An 18,796-nucleotide genomic window follows, 5' to 3' on the forward strand; every position below is an offset into this window, starting at 1 on the left:
GACGTGATCTCCAGCCGCCCAAGGCTGGTCATCCTGGCTCACCTTCCCCGGAGCCAGGCGGACCGACCCGCGGCGCGGATGGGGATCACGTCACAGGAAGCGCAGCGCACGGCAGGCAGGAACGTAGGCGACACCACCAGGGCAGGAGACCACATGGCGGAGATGAGCGGGTCAAGGCCCACCTCCGAACGTCACATCCCTGTCCTCAAAGAGCGTTGCCTGATGCTGCTGGCCCCTGGCTTCGATGCAGCACGTGGACGCGGGGAGCGTCCCGTGGTCATCGACGCCACCCTCGGCATGGGCGGCCACTCGGAAGCCCTGCTGCAGCGCCACGAAGACCTCCACCTGATCGGCATCGACCGTGACGAGGAGGCTCTGGCCCTGGCCGGCGAGCGGCTCAGTCCCTTCGCGGGACGCACGAGCCTGGTGCACGCCGTGTATGACGAGATCCCCGACGTCCTCGACGAGCTCGGGATCCCTGCGGTCCACGGCGTCCTCATGGACCTCGGCGTCTCCTCCCCTCCAGCTCGACGAGCGGGAGCGCGGCTTCGCCTACTCCTACGACGCTCCACTGGACATGCGGATGGACACCAGCCGTGGTCAGACCGCGGCCGATGTGGTCAACGAGTACGAGGAGCAGGACCTCATCCGCCTGATCCGCACCTGGGGCGAGGAGAAATTCGCCGGCAGGATCGCCCGCAGCATCGTCACCCGCCGGGCCGAAACCCCGTTCACCACCACCGGTGAACTGGTCGAGGCCATCCGGGCCGTGGTGCCGGCAGCCGCCGCGCGGAACAGCGGTCACCCCGCCAAACGGACTTTCCAGGCGCTGCGCATCGAGGTGAATGAGGAACTGGACGTCCTTGAGCGCGCCGTCCCGGCCGCTGTGGACGCCATCGCCCTCGGAGGCCGCGTGGTCGTGATGTCCTACCACTCGCTGGAGGACAAGATCGTCAAGCGGACCTTCCAATCCCGCTCCACCTCATCGGCTCCGCACGGGTTCCCGGTGGAACTCGAGCAGCACAAGCCGGAACTCAAGACCATCACCAAGGGCACCGAACAGCCCACCGAAGCAGAGATCGCGGAAAACCCCCGTGCGGCCTCGGCCCGCCTTCGTGCGGCCGAACGCATCAAGGACAGGAGGACGGCATGAGCAGCGTCACCACCCGCCCGGCCATCCGGACCGTCGGCAACACGGCCCGGAAGCTCGCCACCCCGGCACCGCAGCCGGCGCCGCGCAAGCGCACGCCGCTCGTCGTCGTGCCCTCCGCACCGCGCCGCAAGTCCGTGGTGTTCGTGGCGTCCTGCTTCGCGGTGCTCGCGGCAGCCCTCGTGGGCGTCCTGCTGCTCAACATCCAGCTCTCCCAGGGCCAGTACGACATGGTGGCTCTCAAAGCGAAGCAGTCGGCCCTGACGAAGAAGAACCAGGAGCTCTCTCAGGAGGTCCAGAACTTCAATGCGCCGCAGAACCTCGCCGCGAAGGCCACCGCGATGGGCATGGTCCCGTCCGCAGGCCAGGGGCAGATCGACCTGGACCGCTCCACCGTGAGCGGCAAGGCCGTCGCGGCGGCCAAGGATGAGAAGAACAAGTCGGCCATCATCGCCGCCCCTGCCATCGCCGGTCAGCTGAGCGTCGTCCCGTCCTCCACGGAGGATCAGGCCACCACGGACAACGCCCAGAAGAAGCCCGCCGAGAGCAAGACCACGGCGCAGGCTCCGGCGGTTCCTCAGGTTCCTAAGGTTCAATTGAACGGGGGAACGGTCCCGGCGCCTGCGCAGCGGACCCCTGGCAACTGATCGACAGAGGACAAGACCTACCTCACCGGTAGGCAGTGAGAGGGCGAGTCGTGGTGAGGACAGGTAAGACGAAACAGCGGGGGACCGCGCGACGCGTTCAGCTCCGGCTCCGCATCGGCCTGGGCATCATGCTCACCCTGCTCCTGGTGGTGGGTGGCCAGCTCGTCCTCATCCAGGGTTTCGACGTCGGCGGGCTGGCCGAGGCCGCCCAGGCCAAGCGCTCCCGGACCATCGAGCTTCCCGCGCAGCGGGGTGCGATCGTCGACTCCAAGGGCACCGTTCTCGCGAATTCGATCATCCGCTATGACGTGGTGATCGATCCGAAGCAGAACACGGGCAAGGACAGCTTTTGGCGCACCGACCCCAAGGACCCCACCAAGGCGATCAAGATCAGCCGTGATCAGGGCCTCCAGGATCTCGCCGGACTGCTGAAGATGCCGTACGAGGACGTCAAGAAGGCCGCCACCGGCACCTCGCAGTACAAGCTCCTCGCGCGCGGCGTGAAGCCCGAGACGGCCGACGCGATCCTCGAACTGGCCGTGCCCGGCGTCGTCACGCAGGGCACGAGCCAGCGTGTCTACCCGAACGGCGCGGTGGCCGGCGGGATCATCGGTTTCCTCAAGGACGGCAAGGACGGCATCGCCGGGATCGAGCAGACCCAGAACTCCGTGCTGACCGGCACCCCTGGATCCCGCAGCTTCGAGATGGGCGCCGACGGCCTCGTCATCCCGGTGGCGCCGGACCGCATCACCCCCGCCAAGAACGGCAAGACGATCAAGCTCACCATTGACAGCGATCTGCAGTACTACGCCCAGCAGGTCATTCAGACCCAGGTGAACAACCTGGGAGCCGAATGGGGCAGCGTCGTGGTGCAGGAAGTGAAGACCGGCAAGATCGTGGCCATGGCGGACACCAACACTCCGGATCCGAACAACCCCGGTGGTGTGGCGCCCGAGGACCGCGGCGTCCGTTCGGTCACGGCCGCGCTCGAACCTGGTTCGGTGGAGAAGCCCCTCGTGGCGGCCGCGCTGATCGAAGAGGGCAAGTCCAAGCCGATGGAGCAGTTCTCCATTCCCGGAAGCTACACGGTGAACGGTCAGACGTTCGAGGACTCCTTCGGTCACGAGACCTTCAACCGCACGCTCGCAGGCATCCTCGGATGGTCGCTGAACACCGGCACCGTCATGGTCGGTCAGCGCCTGGACAAGCAGCAGCGTTACGACTGGCTCCGCCGCTTCGGCATTGGCCAGGCGCCCAACCTGCCCCTGCCCGGCGTGGCCGGCGGCATCCTGAGTACTCCGGACAAGTGGGACGGCCGCCAGGAGTTCACCGTCCTGTTCGGCCAGGGCGTCTCCCAGTCGGTGCTGCAGACGGTCATGGCGTACCAGAGCATCGCCAACGACGGCGTCATGCTGGAGCCGCGCCTCATCGACGGATACATCAACGAGGACGGCACCGAGGAGAAGGCCCCCATGGGTCCCTCCCGCCAGGTGATCTCGAAGTCCACGGCGAAGCAGACGCGGGACATGCTCGAGAGCGTCACCACAGAGGGTGAGTGGAAGGACGCGGCCATCCCCGGGTACCGCGTGGGTGCCAAGACCGGCACCTCCGAATCGCCCTGTGACAATGGCCGGCCGGGCTTCTGCGGGTACACCGCGTCGATCGTCGGCATGGCTCCCATGGACAATCCCCAGTACATCGTGGAAGTCCTCGTGCAGCGTCCGAAGGACAAGATCTTCGGCATCGACGGCGCCGATATCTTCCGCTCGGTCATGAGTCAGACGCTCCGTACGAACAATGTCCCGCCGTCCACCGGCAAGCCCGTGCACATGGACCAGTACGGTCCCGGAGGCTCCTCCGGCAACGGCAAGTGACCCCGACCTTTTCCGGACCTCCGGCTCGAACCGGATCCACCGCAGCAGATCTTTTGGAGCAGATACGTGTCAGAGCATGAAGCCAACCCCGCGGACCGGTCGGGTGCCGGGCAGGAACGCAAGGCCCGGGTCTTCCGGCCGCAAACGCCTCCTGCCGTAGCACTGGGCCGTCTGGCGGAGAGCCTCGGCCTGGACGCCGGGCCGCAGGCGGACGTGGTGGTCTCCGGAATCACCAACGACTCGCGGAGTGTCCTGCCCGGTGATCTGTACGTCGCCCTTCCGGGCGCGCATCGGCATGGCGCTGATTTCTCGGCACAGGCCGTCGCGGACGGCGCCGTCGCCGTGCTCACGGATCAGGAAGGCGCCCGCCTGCTGGCGTGGGACACCACGGTGGAGAGCGTCCCGGTCCTGATCCATCCCGAGCCGCGCGCCGTCGTCGGGCAGCTGGCCGCCACGATCTACGAGAACGGGCCTCAGGACGGCCTGCGGCGCTTCGGCGTGACCGGGACCAACGGCAAGACGACCACGTCCTACTTCGTCAACGCGCTGCTTCGCGGGCTCGGCGTTGTTCCCGGACTGATCGGGACCATCGAGATCCTCGCGGGTGACGAGGCGATCCCGAGCGTGCTGACCACGCCCGAATCCAGTGATGTGCAGGCGCTCATGGCGCGCATGCGGCAGCACGGCCTCGGTGCGGTGACCATGGAGGTGTCCTCCCACGCTCTGCAGTTCCATCGCGTGGACGGGGTCCTGTTCGACGTCGCCGGCTTCACCAACCTGACCCAGGACCACTTGGACCTGCACGGCAGCATGGAGGAGTACTTCGCCACGAAGGGACTGCTCTTCACTCCCGAACATGCCGCCGCCGGCGTCGTGATCGTCGACGACGAGTGGGGCCGCCGCTTCGCCGACGAGAGCCGCATCCCCGTGACGCGCCTCGCTGTCAGTCCCGACGTCGCCACCGACGCTGATTGGACCGTGCGGGACGTCGTCAGCCACGGGGCGCTGGGTTCCGAGTTCGCGCTGCACGGCCCCGACGGCGCCGTGCTCCGGGCCCGCGTCCCGCTGCCCGGTGGGTTCAACGTGGCCAACGCCGCCCTCGCGATCGTGATGGTGCTGCGTTCCGGCGTCTCCGTGGAGGAGATGGCGGGAGTGCTCGCCGGTGGAGACCCGCTGTCCGTCCAGGTCCCCGGCCGCATGCAGGTGGTGGCCACTGAGCCCCGCGCGATCGTCGACTTCGCCCACAATCCCGACGCCCTGGAACGGGCCCTGCAGGCGGTCCGCTCGCCCGACGGCACGGGCAAGGTGATCGTCGTCTTCGGCGCCACCGGGGAGCGCGACGCCGGTAAGCGGCCGATCATGGGCGCCACCGCCGTGCGGGGCGCGGACGTGGTGATCGTCACCGATGACGACCCCCATGACGAGGACCCCGCGGGCATCCGCTCCGAGGTCATCGCAGGAGCCTTCCAGGCCCGGGATCAGGAGCGTCCCGACGTCCTCGTGGAGGAGTCCTTCCCGCGCGACGAGGCGATCCGCAGGGCTGTGGAGCTCGCGGGACCGCAGGACACGATCCTCGTGGCCGGACGTGGCCATGAGGTCTGGCAGGAGGTCAAGGGCGTGAACATCGCGCTCGATGACCGGGAGGAACTCCGGGCCGCTCTGGCGGCGCGTGGATTCCGCGATTCGACGACGAACGACTAGGCTCCTACACGAGATGATTGACTTCACAGCGGCTGAAATCGCCCAGATCACGGGCGGCGAACTGGCCGCCAATCCCCATCTGACACCGGCGTCCGTCGTCACCGACTCACGGGAGGCGGGCCCTGGTTCGCTGTACGTGGCGAAGGCGGGTGAACAGGCCGATGGGCACGACTTCATCGCCTCCGCGTTCGCCGCCGGAGCGGTCCTGACCCTCGCCGAACGGCTCGTGACCGACGGGGACGGACTCCCGTACCCGAGCGTGATCGTCCCGGACGCCGTCCTCGCCATGGGCGCGCTGGCCGCGGCCGCCGTCGAGCGCATCCGGCAGGCCCGCGAGCAGCGCGGCGACGAGTTCTCCGTGGTCGGCATCACCGGCTCCGCGGGCAAGACCACCACCAAGGACCTGCTGGCGGGCATCCTGTCGGTCCAGGGTCCCACCGTGGCGCCGCAGGGTTCCTACAACGGTGAGGTGGGCGTCCCCCTCACGGTCTTCCAGGCCACCGTGGACACGCGGTACCTCGTGATCGAGATGGGCGCCACGGGCATCGGCCACATCGAATACTTGTGCGGCATGGTCCGCCCGGAGGTCGGCGTGGTCCTCTGTGTCGGAACGGCCCACGCGGGCGAGTTCGGCGGCGTGGAGAACACATCGCGATCGCCAAGGGCGAGCTCGCCGAGGCGATCCCCGCGGACGGCACCGTCATCCTCAACCTCGACGACCACCGCGTCGCCGCCATGCGGGACCGCGCCATGGCGCCCGTCCTGGGCTTCAGCGCGGACGGCTCCGCCGCTGCCGGCCTCCGGGCCGAGAACCTCACACTGGACGACGCCGGCCAGCCGGTGTTCGACCTGCACTTCCCGGACGGGTCCTCCCACCGGGTCACGTCCCGGCTGATCGGGCTCCACCACGTGAACAACCTCTTGGCCGCGGCGGCCGCCGCCTTCGCCCTGGGCGTCCGGCCGGAGGACATCGCCGCGTCGCTCAGCGCCCAGAAGGCCTCGAGCCGCTGGCGCATGGAGCGCACCGAGCGCCCCGACGGCGTCACGGTGATCAACGACGCGTACAACGCCAATCCCGAGTCGATGCGTGCCGCGCTGAAGACGCTCGCCCAGCTGGGCCGGGAGCGCCGGACCTGGGCCGTGCTCGGCGCCATGCTGGAACTCGGCGAGGACTCGATCCGCGAGCACACCGCCGTCGGCACCCAGGTGGTGCGCCTGAACATCGACCAGCTCCTGGTGGTCGGGCAGGAGGCGCGCGCACTCTACATCTCCGCCATCAACGAGGGCTCGTGGGGGAGTGAGGCGCTCTTCGCCGCGGACCTCGACGAGGCCGAGGCGATCCTCGCCGAGCAGTTGCTCCCGGGCGATCTGGTGCTCTTCAAATCGTCGAATGGCGTTGGGCTGAGGCATCTGGGTGATCGGATAGCATTACGTGGACAGGCCACTTCCGCTGCGCCCGCGTCCGCCTCGACGCATGGACCGACGCTCGGCGGGGAAGGGAGCGAACAGCTGTGATTGCCCTGTTGACCGGCGCTGGAATAGCGCTCCTGTTCTCCCTGGTGGGGACTCCTGCCTTCATCCGTCTTCTCGTGAAGCGCGGCTACGGCCAGATCATCCGCGACGACGGACCCACCTCGCACCACACCAAGCGCGGCACCCCGACCATGGGCGGCGCCGTGTGGGTCGTCTCCGTGGTCCTCGCCTACTTCCTGACCCATCTGCTGATGTGGATCATGAACCCGCACACGAGCGGTCCGACGGCGTCGGGCCTGCTCCTGCTCGGCCTGACCGTGGGCATGGGCCTCGTCGGGTTCCTCGATGACTTCAAGAAGATCTCCCGGCAGCAGAGCCTGGGCCTGACACCCAAGGGCAAGCTCATCCTGCAAGGGGTGGTGGGCATCAGCTTCGCGCTGCTCGCCCTGGCGTTCCCGGACGAGAACGGCCTGACCCCGGCGTCCTACAACATCTCCCTGGTCCGCGACATCCCCTGGCTGAACCTGGCCTTCGGAGGGACCGTGGTCGGCGCCGTGCTGTTCGTGATCTGGTCCAACTTCCTGGTCACCGCCGCGTCCAACGGCGTGAACCTCACGGACGGCCTCGACGGTCTGGCGTCCGGCGCCGCCATCATGGTCTTCGGCGCCTACATCCTCATCGGCATCTGGCAGCGCAAGTACGCCTGCCCCGTCGTCGATCCGGGCGTGCCGTGTTACGAGGTGCGTGACCCGCTGGACCTGAGCATCCTCGCGGCCATCATGAGCGCCGCGCTGGTGGGCTTCCTGTGGTGGAACACCAAACCCGCCAAGATCTTCATGGGTGACACGGGCTCCCTGGCCATCGGCGCCGCCGTCGCCGGCTTCGCCATCCTCACCCGCACCGAACTGCTGCTCGCCCTCATCGGCGGCCTGTTCGTCATCATCTCCCTCTCGGTCATCCTGCAGGTGGGTTACTTCAAGCTCAGCGGCGGCAAGCGCATCTTCAAGATGGCACCGCTGCAGCACCACTTCGAGCTCAAGGGCTGGCAGGAGACCACGGTGGTGGTCCGCTTCTGGATCCTCGCCGGTCTCTTCGTGGGTCTGGGTCTGTGCGTGTTCTACGCGGATTGGCTGAGTGCCCCGTGACGGCAGTACAGAATCCGGCACTGGCCGAGCGCCTCGACTCCCTGCGCTCCTGGGACGCCGACTGGTCCGGGCTGCGCGTGGTCGTGACCGGCATCGGGGTCTCCGGCTTCGCCGCCGCGGACACGCTCATCGAACTCGGAGCCCAGGTGGTGGTGGTCGACTCGGCCACCTCGGACACCGCGCGGGCCCAGGCCGACACCCTCAAGATCGTCGGCGCCGTGGACGTGCTGCTCGGCCCGGATGCCGTGGAGCACCTGCCACTCGTCAACGGTGAGGCGGCGGAACTCGTGGTCACCTCTCCCGGCTGGCGGCCCGATCAGGCACTGCTGGCCGAAGCGGCCCGCCGCCATGTGGCGGTCTGGGGCGACATCGAGCTCGCCTGGCGCGTCTCGGTCCGTGAAGGCCGTAAGACCCCCGAGTGGGTCGCGATCACCGGCACCAACGGCAAGACCACCACGGTCGGCATGACCGAGTCCATCCTGCAGGCCGCCGGGCTCAAAGCCATCGCGGTCGGCAATGTCGGCACTCCCGTGCTGGACGCGCTGCGCGATCCGGTCGAGTACGACGTGTTCGCCGTGGAGCTCTCCAGCTTCCAGCTGCACTGGAGCGAGTCGCTGTCGCCTCTGGCGAGCGTCTGCCTCAATGTGGCCGAGGACCATGTGGACTGGCACGGCTCGTACGAGTCGTATCTGGCCGACAAGGCCAAGATCTACCGCAACACCAAGGTCGCCGCGGTCTACAACGCCGAGCAGCGGGAGACCGAGGCGATGGTGGAGGAGGCCGACGTCGTCGAGGGCTGCCGTGCGATCGCCTTCACCACCGGTTCGCCCGGGCTGAGCATGCTCGGCGTGGTCGAGGACCTTCTGGTGGACCGCGCCTTCATCGAGGAGCGCCGGAACTCCGCCCAGGAGCTGGCATCGCTGGCCGATCTGGGCCCGGTGGCGCCCCGCCACATGGTGGCCAACGCCCTGGCGGCGGCCGCACTGGCCCGCGCGGCCGGCGTCGCGCCCGAAGCGGTCCGCAAGGGTCTGCAGGACTACCTGCCCGGCAGCCATCGCATCCAGGCGGTGGCCAAGCAGGACGGGATCCTCTGGATCAACGACTCCAAGGCCACCAATCCGCATGCCGCGGACGCCGCCCTCTCCTCGTTCAAGAACGTCATCTGGATCGCCGGAGGCCTGGCCAAGGGCGTCCAGTACGACGAACTCGTGCTGGCTCACCGTGACCGCCTCAAGGCAGTGGTCCTGATCGGCGCCGAAAGCCGCGAGCTGCGCGAGGCCCTCGCACGCCAGAGTCCGGACACCCCGGTCCTGGACACCCTGGACCACGCCGCGGCCGACGACGGCGACTCCGCCATGCGCCGTGCCGTCACCATGGCGCGGGGCCAGGCGGCCTCGGGGGACACCGTCCTGCTCGCTCCCGCCTCCGCCTCCATGGATCAATTCGTTTCCTATGCCCACCGCGGCCAGGCCTTCATCGACGCGGTCCGCGACGTCGTTCTCGGTCAGGCGGGCGAAACCGAGGAGTAGGCCGTGCAGAACACGCCTCAGCAAGCCACCGGGTGGTGGCCCCGCGTCCGCAACGGCCTGGACACCTTGTTCCGGCGGATCGAAGGACGCGGCGCCGCCAGCAACTCGGCGTATTACCTGATCCTCGGATCGACCATCGCCCTGACCGCCATCGGCATCCTCATGGTCGTCTCGGCCTCCAGCGTGGAGTCGATCGCCCAGGGGGAGTCCCCGTACGCGAACGGCCTCAAGCAGGGCGTGGTGGGCGTGCTCGGGTTCGTCGTCATGATGGTGATCTCGCGCAGCAATGTGAGGTTCTGGCACCGGATCGCATGGCCCGCCTACTTCCTGGCCGTCGGCCTCCTGCTGGCGCTCTTCGTGATCGGCACCAAGGTGAACGGCAACCTGAACTGGATCAACATCGGCGGGTTCTCCTTGCAGCCCTCCGAGGCCGCCAAGCTCGCCATGGCGGTCTGGCTGGCCCATGTGCTCTTCCGCAAGGAGAAGCTGCTGGATCAGTGGAAGCACGTCTACATCCCGGCGGTGATCTTCGGCGGCGTGATCGTGGGCATCGTGATGGTGCAGCATGACCTCGGCACCGCCTTGATCCTGATGTCGATCCTCTTCTCGGCACTGTTCTTCGCCGGGGTGAACTTCCGCATCCTGGGCGGCTTCGGACTCCTCCTGATCGGCCTCGCCGGAATGGCGGCCCTGACGAGCGGCAACCGCATGTGCCGTGTCACCACCTGGGTGACGGGCCAGGCGTGCAGCGAGGACTACGACTCCGCGTACCAGAGCACGAACGGACTCTTCGGACTGGCGTCCGGCGGTCTGCTCGGCACGGGTCTGGGCCAGAGCCGCCAGAAGTACTCCTGGATCCCCGAGGCCCACAACGACTTCATCTTCGCCATCATCGGCGAGGAGCTGGGCCTGGTGGGCGCGGTCGTGGTCCTCGTGCTGTTCGCGGTGCTCGGCATCAACATCTACCGCGTGGTCATCCGCCAGGAGCAGTTGTTCCACCGGGTGCTCGGCGGCTCCATCATGGTCTGGATCCTCGGACAGGCCACGGTGAACATGGCGATGGTGACCGGCCTCCTCCCGGTCATCGGCGTTCCGCTTCCGTTGATCTCGTACGGCGGTTCGGCGCTCCTGATGACCCTCATCGCCATCGGCGTGGTGCTCTCCCTCGCCCGGGACTCGGATCAGTCGCCGAGCACCAAGGGCAAGGGCGTGACCGGAAGCTCCGGCCCGGCGCGGAAGGGGCTCCGCCTGCCGGCCCGGCCCGGGAAGCCCAAGCCCCGCACCACCAGGAAGCCCACCACCGACCGAGCGTCCCGCACACAGGAAAGAGTCTCCCGATCGTGAACACCCCGTCGTCCTTGTCCGTGGTCATCGCCGGCGGCGGCACCACAGGGCACATCAGCCCCATGCTCGCGGTGGCCGACGCCCTGAGGGCACGTCTTCCGGAGGCCCGGGTGGTGGCGGTCGGGACGGCCACCGGGATGGAGACCCGGCTGGTCCCGGCAGCCGGGTATGAGCTGAAGACCATCGACCGCGTGCCCCTGCCCCGGAAGCCGTCGGCCGATCTGCTGCGTCTGCCGGGCCGTCTGCTCGGCGCCGTGAAACAGGCGCGTGCCGTCCTGCGTGACGCGGAGGCGGATGTGCTGTTCGGCGTCGGCGGCTATGTGTGCACCCCGATGTATCTCGCCGCGCGTCAGCTGGGCATCCCCGTGGTGGTTCACGAAGCCAATGTGCGTCCGGGCCTGGCGAACCGCGTGGGCGCGATGTTCGCGGCCGCCACCGGGACGGCGTTCCGGGAGACCCGGCTCAAGGGATCCCGCCACGTCGGCATGCCGATGCGCCGGCAGATCGCCCAGCTGGACCGCGAGTCCGCCCGGGCCGCCGCGCGGGAGGCGCTCGGCCTCGACCAGGACCGCCCGACGCTGATCGTGACCGGAGGGTCCTCCGGGGCGCAGAGCATCAACACCGTGATCTCGCGGAGCCTTCCCGCCCTGGCCGCGGCGGGGATCCAGACGCTCCACATCACCGGCCGGGGGAAGTCCGTCCTGGACGCCTCGGGCGCGCCCCTCACCGCGGAGGGGTACCGCCAGGTCGAGTACGTGGACGGCATGGAGAACGTGTACGCCGCGGCGGATCTGCTGCTGTGCCGCAGCGGCGCCGGGACGGTGTGCGAGGTGTCCGCGGTCGGAGTGCCGGCCGTGTTCGTGCCGCTGCCGATCGGCAACGGTGAGCAGGCGCTCAACGCCGCGGGACTCGTCGACGCCGGAGGCGCCCTGCTGGTGAAGGACGCAGACCTGAACACCGTGTACCTCGAAGGCACGGTCATCCCGCTCGTGCAGGATGCGGAGACGCTGCGAGCCATGGCCGCGGTGGCGCGACAGCAGGGCATCCGCGATGCGGACGAACGTGTGACAGACATGATGGTGGAGGCAGCACGAGTATGAGTACCCCTGACCTGAGCTTTGCAGGCACGCCGGTGGAGCAGCCGGTGCATTTCATCGGCATCGGCGGTGTCGGCATGTCCGCCGTCGCCCGCATCATGGTGGCCCGTGGCGTCGCCGTGTCCGGTTCGGACGCCAAGGACCTTCCCGTGATGCGGGACCTGGAGGCGCAGGGCGCCCGGATCGCCGTCGGCTATGACGCCGCGAACTTGGGCGACGCCCGCGCCGTGGTGGCGGGCTCCGCCATCCGTGCCGACAACCCGGAGCTTCTGGCCGCGCGGGAGGCGGGACTGCCCGTGCTGCACCGTTCCCAGGCGCTGGCCGCGCTCATGGGGCAGGACCGCGTGGTCACGGTGGCCGGCACGCATGGCAAGACCACGACCACGTCGATGATCACGGTCCTTCTCAAGGGCATCGGGCTGGATCCGAGCTACGCGATCGGCGCTGCGGTCCCGGCGCTCGGCGTCAATGCGGCGAGTGGCGCGGACGACGTGTTCGTGGCCGAGGCCGATGAGTCGGACGGCTCCTTCCTGAACTACACGCCGCGCATCGCCGTGGTCACCAATGTCGAGGCGGACCACCTCGACCACTACGGCACGGCCGAGGCCGTGTACCAGGCGTTCGACGACTTCGCGGCACTGCTGCCCGCGGACGGCCTGCTGGTGGTCTGCGCGGACGACGACGGCGCCGCCGCCCTGGCGGACCGCGTCACCGCGCGGGGCAGCACCCGGGTCCTGCGCTACGGCGCGTCGGAGCGGGCCGAGCTGCGCCTGCTCGGCACGGATCGGGCCCCGTCGGTGCGCGTGGGGGAGCAGGAGTTCCCGCTCGAGCTCGCCGTCCCGGGCCGGCACAATCAGCTGAACGCGCTGGCAGCCCTCGGCGTCGCGCTGGAGCTGGGCATCAACGCCGAGGATGCGCTGCAGGCCCTGAAGGGATTCCGTGGCGCCGCCCGCCGCTTCGAGTTCAAGGGCGAGGCCCGCGGGGTGAAGGTGTATGACGATTACGCCCACCACCCGACGGAGGTCCGTGCGGCGCTCACTGCCGCCAGGAGCGTCGCGGGGGAGCACCGCCTGCACGTCCTCTTCCAGCCGCACCTGTTCTCCCGCACCCGGGAATTCGCGCAGGAGTTCGCGGACAGCCTGCGACTGGCGGACACCGCGGTGGTGCTGGACATCTATCCGGCCCGTGAGGACCCCATCGAAGGCGTCACCAGCCACCTGATCACCGATCCGCTGGGCACCGAGCCGAGCGCCGCGGGCGCCCCTGCGCTCGGGGCGCTCCTGGCGACGGCCGAGGAGGGTGACATCGTCCTGACGGTCGGCGCCGGCGACGTGACCGCCTACGGTGATCAGATCCTCGAGGCGCTGTCCGCGAAGGATTCTGATGGCTGAGCAGCGCACCGGAGGAGCGGGGGAGGGCGTCGCCGACGTCCTCGCCTTCCCCGAGCCGCCCCGTCTCCGGCGGCGCAGGAATCTCCTGATCACGCTGGGAGCCGTGGTGGCTATCATCGCGCTCGTCATGCTGGTGGCGGTGTACAGCCCGGTCCTGGCGCTCAAAGACGTCTCGGTCCGCGGGACCAAGATCGTGGACGCACAACTGGTCCAGGAGAAGCTGAAGCCCCTGAACGGCAAGCCGCTGCCGCAGATCAGTCACGATGACGTGGAGCGGCTCCTGCAGCCGGTGGTCCAGATCAAGTCGTGGGACATGCACTTCCGGCCGCCGAACACCCTGGTGGTCGACGTCGTCGAGCGGGCGCCCGTCGCGGTCCTCAAGAAGGCCGCGGGGCTCAGCCTGGTGGACGCGGAGGGCACGCCGCTCGCCGCCGTCAAGGATCCGGGGGCCGCGAAGCTGCCGCTGGTGGACGGCACGGACAAGAAGATGTCGGCGGACGTGTTCGCCACGGTCACCTCGGTCCTGGGCACGCTTCCGCCGTCGGTGCTGGCGCAGTTGTCGGATGCGACCGCTTCCTCGGTGGATTCCGTCACCCTCAACCTGAAGGATGGGCGCAAGGTCATCTGGGGCAACGCGGAGGACCGGGAGCTGAAGTCCAAGGTCCTCCAGGCGCTGCTCAAGATGCCGGAGGACCCCGAGAACCCGGTGCACACCTTCGACGTGAGCGCCCCGAGGCACCCGGTCACCAAGTGACTTCCCCGGCGGACTTGGGCGACACGCGCGCCGGGGTCATTGATTGTGGGCAGTGCAGCACATACCGTCAAAGACAGAGTTACTTGACATAACTATAACCCTCAACTAGAGGGTTAAGGTTTGGGTTGAGAGCAGACATCGTAAGAAACTACCCAAGGGGCACGTAACGTGGCAGCACCGCAGAATTACTTGGCCGTCATCAAGGTCGTCGGCATCGGCGGCGGTGGCGTGAATGCCGTCAACCGGATGATTGACGTTGGGCTGCGCGGTGTGGAATTCATCGCCATCAACACCGATGCCCAGGCGCTCCTCATGAGTGACGCGGACGTCAAGCTCGACGTCGGGCGCGAACTCACCCGCGGTCTCGGCGCCGGCGCCAACCCCGATGTCGGACGCCAGGCCGCCGAGGACCACTCGGACGAGATCGAAGAGGTGCTCCGCGGTGCGGACATGGTCTTCGTGACCGCCGGCGAGGGCGGCGGCACCGGCACCGGTGGCGCTCCCGTGGTGGCGCGCATCGCCCGTTCGCTCGGCGCCCTGACCATCGGTGTGGTCACCCGTCCGTTCACCTTCGAGGGGAAGCGCCGTGCCACGAGCGCCGAGAACGGCATCGACGCGCTGCGCGACGAGGTCGACACCCTCATCGTCATCCCGAACGACCGCCTGCTCTCCATCAGCGACCGCAACGTGTCCGTCCTGGACGCCTTCCGCTCCGCGGACCAGGTGCTGCTCTCCGGTGTCCAGGGCATCACGGACCTCATCACCACCCCGGGTCTGATCAACCTCGACTTCGCCGACGTGAAGTCGGTCATGCAGGGCGCCGGTTCGGCCCTCATGGGCATCGGCTCGGCGCGCGGTGACGACCGTGCGGTCAAGGCCGCGGAGCTGGCCATCGCCTCGCCGCTGCTCGAAGCGTCGATCGACGGCGCGCACGGCGTGCTCCTGTCCATCCAGGGTGGCAGCGACCTCGGTCTGTTCGAGATCAACGAGGCCGCCCGCCTGGTCCAGGAGGTCGCGCACCCCGAGGCCAACATCATCTTCGGCGCCGTCATCGACGACGCCCTCGGCGACGAGGCCCGCGTCACGGTCATCGCGGCCGGTTTCGACGACGTTCAGGCGACCTCCCCGTCCCTGGAGAGCAAGCCCGCCGTGCCGGCTCAGGAGGCCGCTCCCGCGCAGCCTGCCCAGCGTCCCGCGGCCGCTGCTCCGGCCGCCACCCCGGCGGCCGGCCTCAGCGCCTGGGGCCAGCGCTCCGCAAGCCCCGTGAAGGAGCCGGACTTCCAGGCCGAGCTGCCGACCGTCGTCGAGCCCGACCTCAGCAGCGGCGGCGAGCTGGACGTTCCGGACTTCCTCAAGTAGGCCGGCACGACTGAACTGAGGACAGGGACCCGCAGGCCACCGGCTTGCGGGTCCCTGTCCATGAGGACCTGAGGAAAGGACCAGCGATGTTCGCCTGGCAGGCGGAACTGATCCCGGGCGTGCGGGGCGCCTTCACCAGCACGGAGGCCGGGAATCTGGCGTTCCACGTCGGCGACGACGCGGAAGCCGTGCGTGCGAACCGCACGGCGCTCGAGGAACGGCTCGGCGCCGGCCCGGTGCAGTACATGTCCCAGGTGCACGGCAAGGACGTGGCCGTGATCGACGCCGTGAGCCGAGGTGCCGAGGCGCCCGTGGCCGACGGCCTGGTCTCGCGTGGACTGCCGCTGGCCGTCATGGTCGCCGATTGCGTCCCGGTGCTGCTGGTCGGCGACGGCGACGGCGCACCCGTGCTGGCCGCCGTCCATGCCGGCCGCCCCGGCCTCGCTGCAGGTGTGGTGCCCGCTGCGCTGGAGGCCATGCGCCGGCTCGGCGCCCGTGACATCAAAGCCTGGCTGGGCCCGAGCGTCTGCGGTCGCTGCTATGAGGTTCCGTCCGCTCTCCGGGACGAGGTGGCGGACCTGGTTCCTGCCACCTTCGCCGAGACGAGTTGGGGGACCCCCGCACTGGATCTGCCGGCCGGTGTGAGCGCGCAGCTCGCGGCCGAGGGCGTCCCCGTGCTGTACCGCGGGGAGTGCACGATGGAGAATGACACTCTGTACTCGCATCGGCGGGCCCCCGGTGAGGGACGCCTGGCGGGACTGATCTGGTGGGAGAACGCATGAACACCCAATCGGCTGTCGACGGCGCGCCGCAGGACGAGCGGACCGCTGAACTGGCCGCCCGGCTGGAGCGGGTCCGCCGGCGCATCGAGGACGCCTCCCGCCAGGCGGCGCGCGAGAAGCCCGAGCTGATCGTGGTCACCAAATTCCATCCCGCCGAGGACGTCCGGCGCCTGTATTCTCTGGGCGTGCGGGAGGTCGGCGAGAACCGGGATCAGGAAGCCTCGGCGAAAGCGGCCGAGCTGGAGGACCTCGAAGGGCTCCGCTGGCACTTCATCGGTCAGCTGCAGAGCAACAAGGCCCGGTCGGTGGTGCGGTACGCGTCGGCGGTGCACTCCGTGGACCGTGAGTCCATCGCCGCCGCCCTCTCGCGGGCCGTGCTCGCGGAGCGCGAGAACCACGGCCGCGCCGATCTCGACGTCCTGCTGCAGGTCAACCTCGACCCGGCCGCCTCGGAGCAGACGCGGCGTGGCGGAGCCCTTCCGGCAAGCCTGCCGGCGCTGGCGGACCACGTGGCCTCGCTGGAGGGCCTGCGCCTGCGGGGTCTCATGGCCGTCGCCCCGCTCGGGGCGGACCCTCGTCCGGCCTTCGAGTGGCTCCACGCGCTGTCCGGAGAGCTGCGGGCGGCCCATCCGGAGGCGACGATCCTGTCCGCGGGCATGAGTCACGACCTTGAGGACGCCATCGCCTGTGGCGCGACACACCTGAGGATTGGCACAGATGTCCTCGGTCCGCGTCCCCCGATGGGGTAGCGTCGAAGAGACGGGGAGTCCGGGCTCTGTTGCCCATCAAGGATTCCAGTGCCGGCCACGCAGATACTAGGAACGGAGTCGATCCATGGCCAGCTTCATGCAGAAGACCATGCTTTATCTCGGCCTCACGGACGCGGATGAGCATCTCGATGCCGAGCACGCCAAGTTGCCTTCGCGTCCCGCAGAAGGATCCCAGCATCACGAGGCCGAGGAGCGTGAAGGCTCGCCGTTCGAAGAACGGCCCGCCGCAAAGCCGCAGGCAACCCGGGAGGCGCCTGCTGAGACGGAATACCGCGCGCCCGTCACACCCATCAAGCGTATCGCCCCCGTTCGAGACGAGCCAGCAGACTTGCGACAGATCACCACCATCCACCCCCGTTCCTACAACGACGCCAAGGTCATCGGCGAGAGCTTCCGTGATGGAATCCCCGTGATCATGAACGTCACCGACATGGGCGAGGCCGATGCCAAGCGCCTGGTGGACTTCTCCGCCGGCCTGGTCTTCGGTCTGCACGGCAGCATCGAGCGCGTCACCAGCAAGGTGTTCCTGCTCTCGCCGTCGTTCGTGGAGGTGCTGGGCGAGGACAAGAAGTCCGAGTCCCAGGCCAGTTTCTTCAACCAGAGCTGACCCCCTGAGCGGGTTCAGTGACCAGATGACCACGCCAGACGGAGGGGCTGCTTGATGGGCCTGTTGTTCGCCCTCATCTACATCGCCTTCCTGCTGTTCATGGTCGCTCTGCTGGTCAGGCTTGTCATCGACTGGGTGCAGGTCTTCGCCCGGCACTGGCGGCCGCGCGGTGCGGCCCTGGTGGTGGCGAGCATCGTGTATTCGATCACAGACCCGCCCCTGAAGTTCCTCCGGAGGCTCATTCCGCCTCTGAGGCTGGGTAATGTGTCCTTGGATCTCGCCTTCATCGTGCTGTTCATCGTGGTGAGCATCGCTATGGCAATATCCAGCAGTTTCGCGTAGTTTCAGATCAGTCCAGGCAACGTCTCCGGTGACCCCGGTGGCGTTCAGGTGGGCTGCGGCTTCCGTCCATATGATGGACGATTCGAGCCGCGCGCCCACTTTAGGTAACGTAGTCGTCAGGGCCATTCGCTCTACGACGAAAAGAACCAATGAGGTGACCAGATGGCTTTGACGCCAGAAGACGTTGTCAACAAGCGCTTTCAGCCGACGAAGTTCCGTGAAGGATACGACCAGGATGAGGTCGATGACTTCCTTGACGAGATCGTCGTGGAGCTCCGCCGTCTGACCCAGGAGAACGAGGAGCTCCGCAAGGAGCTCGCCGCCAAGGGCGGGGACGTTGTCGTGGTGGAGTCCGTGACGGAGGAGACCCCCGCCGCTGCCGCGGAGGAGGCGCCGAAGCCGGAGCCCGTGAAGGAGGAAGCGCCGAAGGCCGCTCCCGCCGCCGCGGAGCCCGCTCCTGTCACGTCCGCCATCCCGGCTTCCGCGGAGTCCGCGGCCGGCCTGCTCGCCATGGCGCAGCAGATGCACGACAAGCACGTCGCCGACGGTGCCGCTCAGCGAGACAAGATCATCGCTGAGGCCCAGATCGAGGCGAGCACCCTGGTCAACGACGCTCAGGAGAAGTCCCGTCAGGTGCTCGGTGTTCTGGAGCAGCAGCGCTCCGTCCTCGAGCGCAAGGTGGACCAGCTGCGTGGCTTCGAGCGCGACTACCGCAGCCGCCTGAAGACCTACATCGAGGGTCAGCTCCGCGACCTCGAATCCCGTGGGTCCGTGGCCGCTGAGAACAGCGAACAGGGCTCCGAGAGCTGATTTCGCACGGCATTCAGGCCG

15 protein-coding genes and 2 pseudogenes are annotated in these 18,796 nt (G+C 68.5%); all 17 read left to right on the plus strand.

Going from position 1 to position 18,796, the window contains the following annotated elements; genetic code table 11:
• Window positions 1–162 precede the first annotated feature (162 nt).
• The 17 genes and pseudogenes from rsmH to QFZ52_RS05785 all read left to right on the plus strand — a co-directional run bounded on the left by rsmH (window position 163) and on the right by QFZ52_RS05785 (window position 18,775).
• Window positions 163–1,153, plus strand: a pseudogene (rsmH, locus tag QFZ52_RS05705) (16S rRNA (cytosine(1402)-N(4))-methyltransferase RsmH).
• Window positions 1,150–1,797, plus strand: a complete 648-nt coding sequence (locus tag QFZ52_RS05710) for a hypothetical protein (RefSeq protein ID WP_307496661.1) — start codon at window positions 1,150–1,152, stop codon at window positions 1,795–1,797. Before rsmH ends, QFZ52_RS05710 begins: the two are co-directional and overlap by 4 nt.
• A 50-nt stretch (window positions 1,798–1,847) precedes the next feature.
• Window positions 1,848–3,671, plus strand: coding sequence for a peptidoglycan D,D-transpeptidase FtsI family protein (locus tag QFZ52_RS05715; protein ID WP_373425629.1), 1,824 nt, complete (start codon window positions 1,848–1,850; stop codon window positions 3,669–3,671).
• 66 nt (window positions 3,672–3,737) lie between these two features.
• Window positions 3,738–5,372 carry a UDP-N-acetylmuramoyl-L-alanyl-D-glutamate--2,6-diaminopimelate ligase gene (locus tag QFZ52_RS05720; RefSeq protein ID WP_373425630.1) on the plus strand — a complete coding sequence of 545 codons (1,635 nt, stop codon included), beginning with the start codon at window positions 3,738–3,740 and terminating at the stop codon, window positions 5,370–5,372.
• A gap of 13 nt (window positions 5,373–5,385) precedes the next feature.
• A pseudogene (locus QFZ52_RS05725) lies at window positions 5,386–6,887 on the plus strand (UDP-N-acetylmuramoyl-tripeptide--D-alanyl-D-alanine ligase).
• The gene (gene mraY / locus QFZ52_RS05730) at window positions 6,884–7,990 is read left to right on the plus strand and encodes a phospho-N-acetylmuramoyl-pentapeptide-transferase (protein ID WP_307496663.1); all 1,107 of its coding nucleotides are present in this window, start codon (window positions 6,884–6,886) and stop codon (window positions 7,988–7,990) included. The pseudogene QFZ52_RS05725 and the gene mraY overlap by 4 nt, the downstream one beginning before the upstream one ends.
• Window positions 7,987–9,519, plus strand: a complete 1,533-nt coding sequence (murD, locus tag QFZ52_RS05735; RefSeq protein WP_307496664.1) for a UDP-N-acetylmuramoyl-L-alanine--D-glutamate ligase — start codon at window positions 7,987–7,989, stop codon at window positions 9,517–9,519. Before mraY ends, murD begins: the two co-directional genes overlap by 4 nt.
• Before the next feature lie 3 nt (window positions 9,520–9,522).
• Window positions 9,523–10,863 (plus strand): putative lipid II flippase FtsW, encoded by a 1,341-nt coding sequence (gene ftsW / locus QFZ52_RS05740; RefSeq protein WP_307496665.1) that lies wholly within the window; start codon window positions 9,523–9,525, stop codon window positions 10,861–10,863.
• Entirely contained in the window at window positions 10,860–11,963 is a 1,104-nt protein-coding gene (gene murG / locus QFZ52_RS05745) for an undecaprenyldiphospho-muramoylpentapeptide beta-N-acetylglucosaminyltransferase (protein WP_307496667.1), read from the plus strand. Before ftsW ends, murG begins: the two co-directional genes overlap by 4 nt.
• A complete protein-coding gene (gene murC / locus QFZ52_RS05750; protein ID WP_307496668.1) occupies window positions 11,960–13,351 on the plus strand; it encodes a UDP-N-acetylmuramate--L-alanine ligase in 1,392 nt (463 codons plus the stop codon). The genes murG and murC overlap by 4 nt, the downstream gene beginning before the upstream one ends.
• A complete protein-coding gene (locus QFZ52_RS05755; RefSeq protein WP_307496669.1) occupies window positions 13,344–14,105 on the plus strand; it encodes a cell division protein FtsQ/DivIB in 762 nt (253 codons plus the stop codon). Before murC ends, QFZ52_RS05755 begins: the two co-directional genes overlap by 8 nt.
• A 168-nt stretch (window positions 14,106–14,273) precedes the next feature.
• Window positions 14,274–15,464, plus strand: coding sequence for a cell division protein FtsZ (ftsZ, locus tag QFZ52_RS05760; RefSeq protein ID WP_307496670.1), 1,191 nt, complete (start codon window positions 14,274–14,276; stop codon window positions 15,462–15,464).
• A gap of 86 nt (window positions 15,465–15,550) precedes the next feature.
• Window positions 15,551–16,246, plus strand: coding sequence for a polyphenol oxidase family protein (locus QFZ52_RS05765; protein ID WP_307496671.1), 696 nt, complete (start codon window positions 15,551–15,553; stop codon window positions 16,244–16,246).
• Complete coding sequence (locus QFZ52_RS05770; RefSeq protein WP_307496674.1) at window positions 16,243–16,995, plus strand: YggS family pyridoxal phosphate-dependent enzyme; 753 nt, start codon at window positions 16,243–16,245, stop codon at window positions 16,993–16,995. The genes QFZ52_RS05765 and QFZ52_RS05770 overlap by 4 nt, the downstream gene beginning before the upstream one ends.
• A gap of 85 nt (window positions 16,996–17,080) precedes the next feature.
• Entirely contained in the window at window positions 17,081–17,623 is a 543-nt protein-coding gene (locus QFZ52_RS05775; protein WP_307496676.1) for a cell division protein SepF, read from the plus strand.
• Between the two features lie 54 nt (window positions 17,624–17,677).
• A complete protein-coding gene (locus tag QFZ52_RS05780) occupies window positions 17,678–17,965 on the plus strand; it encodes a YggT family protein (RefSeq protein ID WP_278268861.1) in 288 nt (95 codons plus the stop codon).
• A gap of 162 nt (window positions 17,966–18,127) precedes the next feature.
• Window positions 18,128–18,775, plus strand: a complete 648-nt coding sequence (locus tag QFZ52_RS05785; protein WP_307496677.1) for a DivIVA domain-containing protein — start codon at window positions 18,128–18,130, stop codon at window positions 18,773–18,775.
• The last annotated feature ends 21 nt before the right edge of the window (window positions 18,776–18,796 follow it).

This window comes from Arthrobacter woluwensis, assembly GCF_030816155.1.
Classification (GTDB): domain Bacteria; phylum Actinomycetota; class Actinomycetes; order Actinomycetales; family Micrococcaceae; genus Arthrobacter_E; species Arthrobacter_E woluwensis_A.

Coding starts and splice junctions, on each gene's coding strand:
- QFZ52_RS05765 (WP_307496671.1), top strand. CDS start 15,551: ATGTTCGCCTGGCAGGCGGAACTGATCCCGGGCGTGCGGGGCGCCTTC.
- murC (WP_307496668.1), top strand. CDS start 11,960: ATGAGTACCCCTGACCTGAGCTTTGCAGGCACGCCGGTGGAGCAGCCG.
- QFZ52_RS05755 (WP_307496669.1), top strand. CDS start 13,344: ATGGCTGAGCAGCGCACCGGAGGAGCGGGGGAGGGCGTCGCCGACGTC.
- QFZ52_RS05775 (WP_307496676.1), top strand. CDS start 17,081: ATGGCCAGCTTCATGCAGAAGACCATGCTTTATCTCGGCCTCACGGAC.
- QFZ52_RS05780 (WP_278268861.1), top strand. CDS start 17,678: ATGGGCCTGTTGTTCGCCCTCATCTACATCGCCTTCCTGCTGTTCATG.
- QFZ52_RS05770 (WP_307496674.1), top strand. CDS start 16,243: ATGAACACCCAATCGGCTGTCGACGGCGCGCCGCAGGACGAGCGGACC.
- QFZ52_RS05785 (WP_307496677.1), top strand. CDS start 18,128: ATGGCTTTGACGCCAGAAGACGTTGTCAACAAGCGCTTTCAGCCGACG.
- QFZ52_RS05710 (WP_307496661.1), top strand. CDS start 1,150: ATGAGCAGCGTCACCACCCGCCCGGCCATCCGGACCGTCGGCAACACG.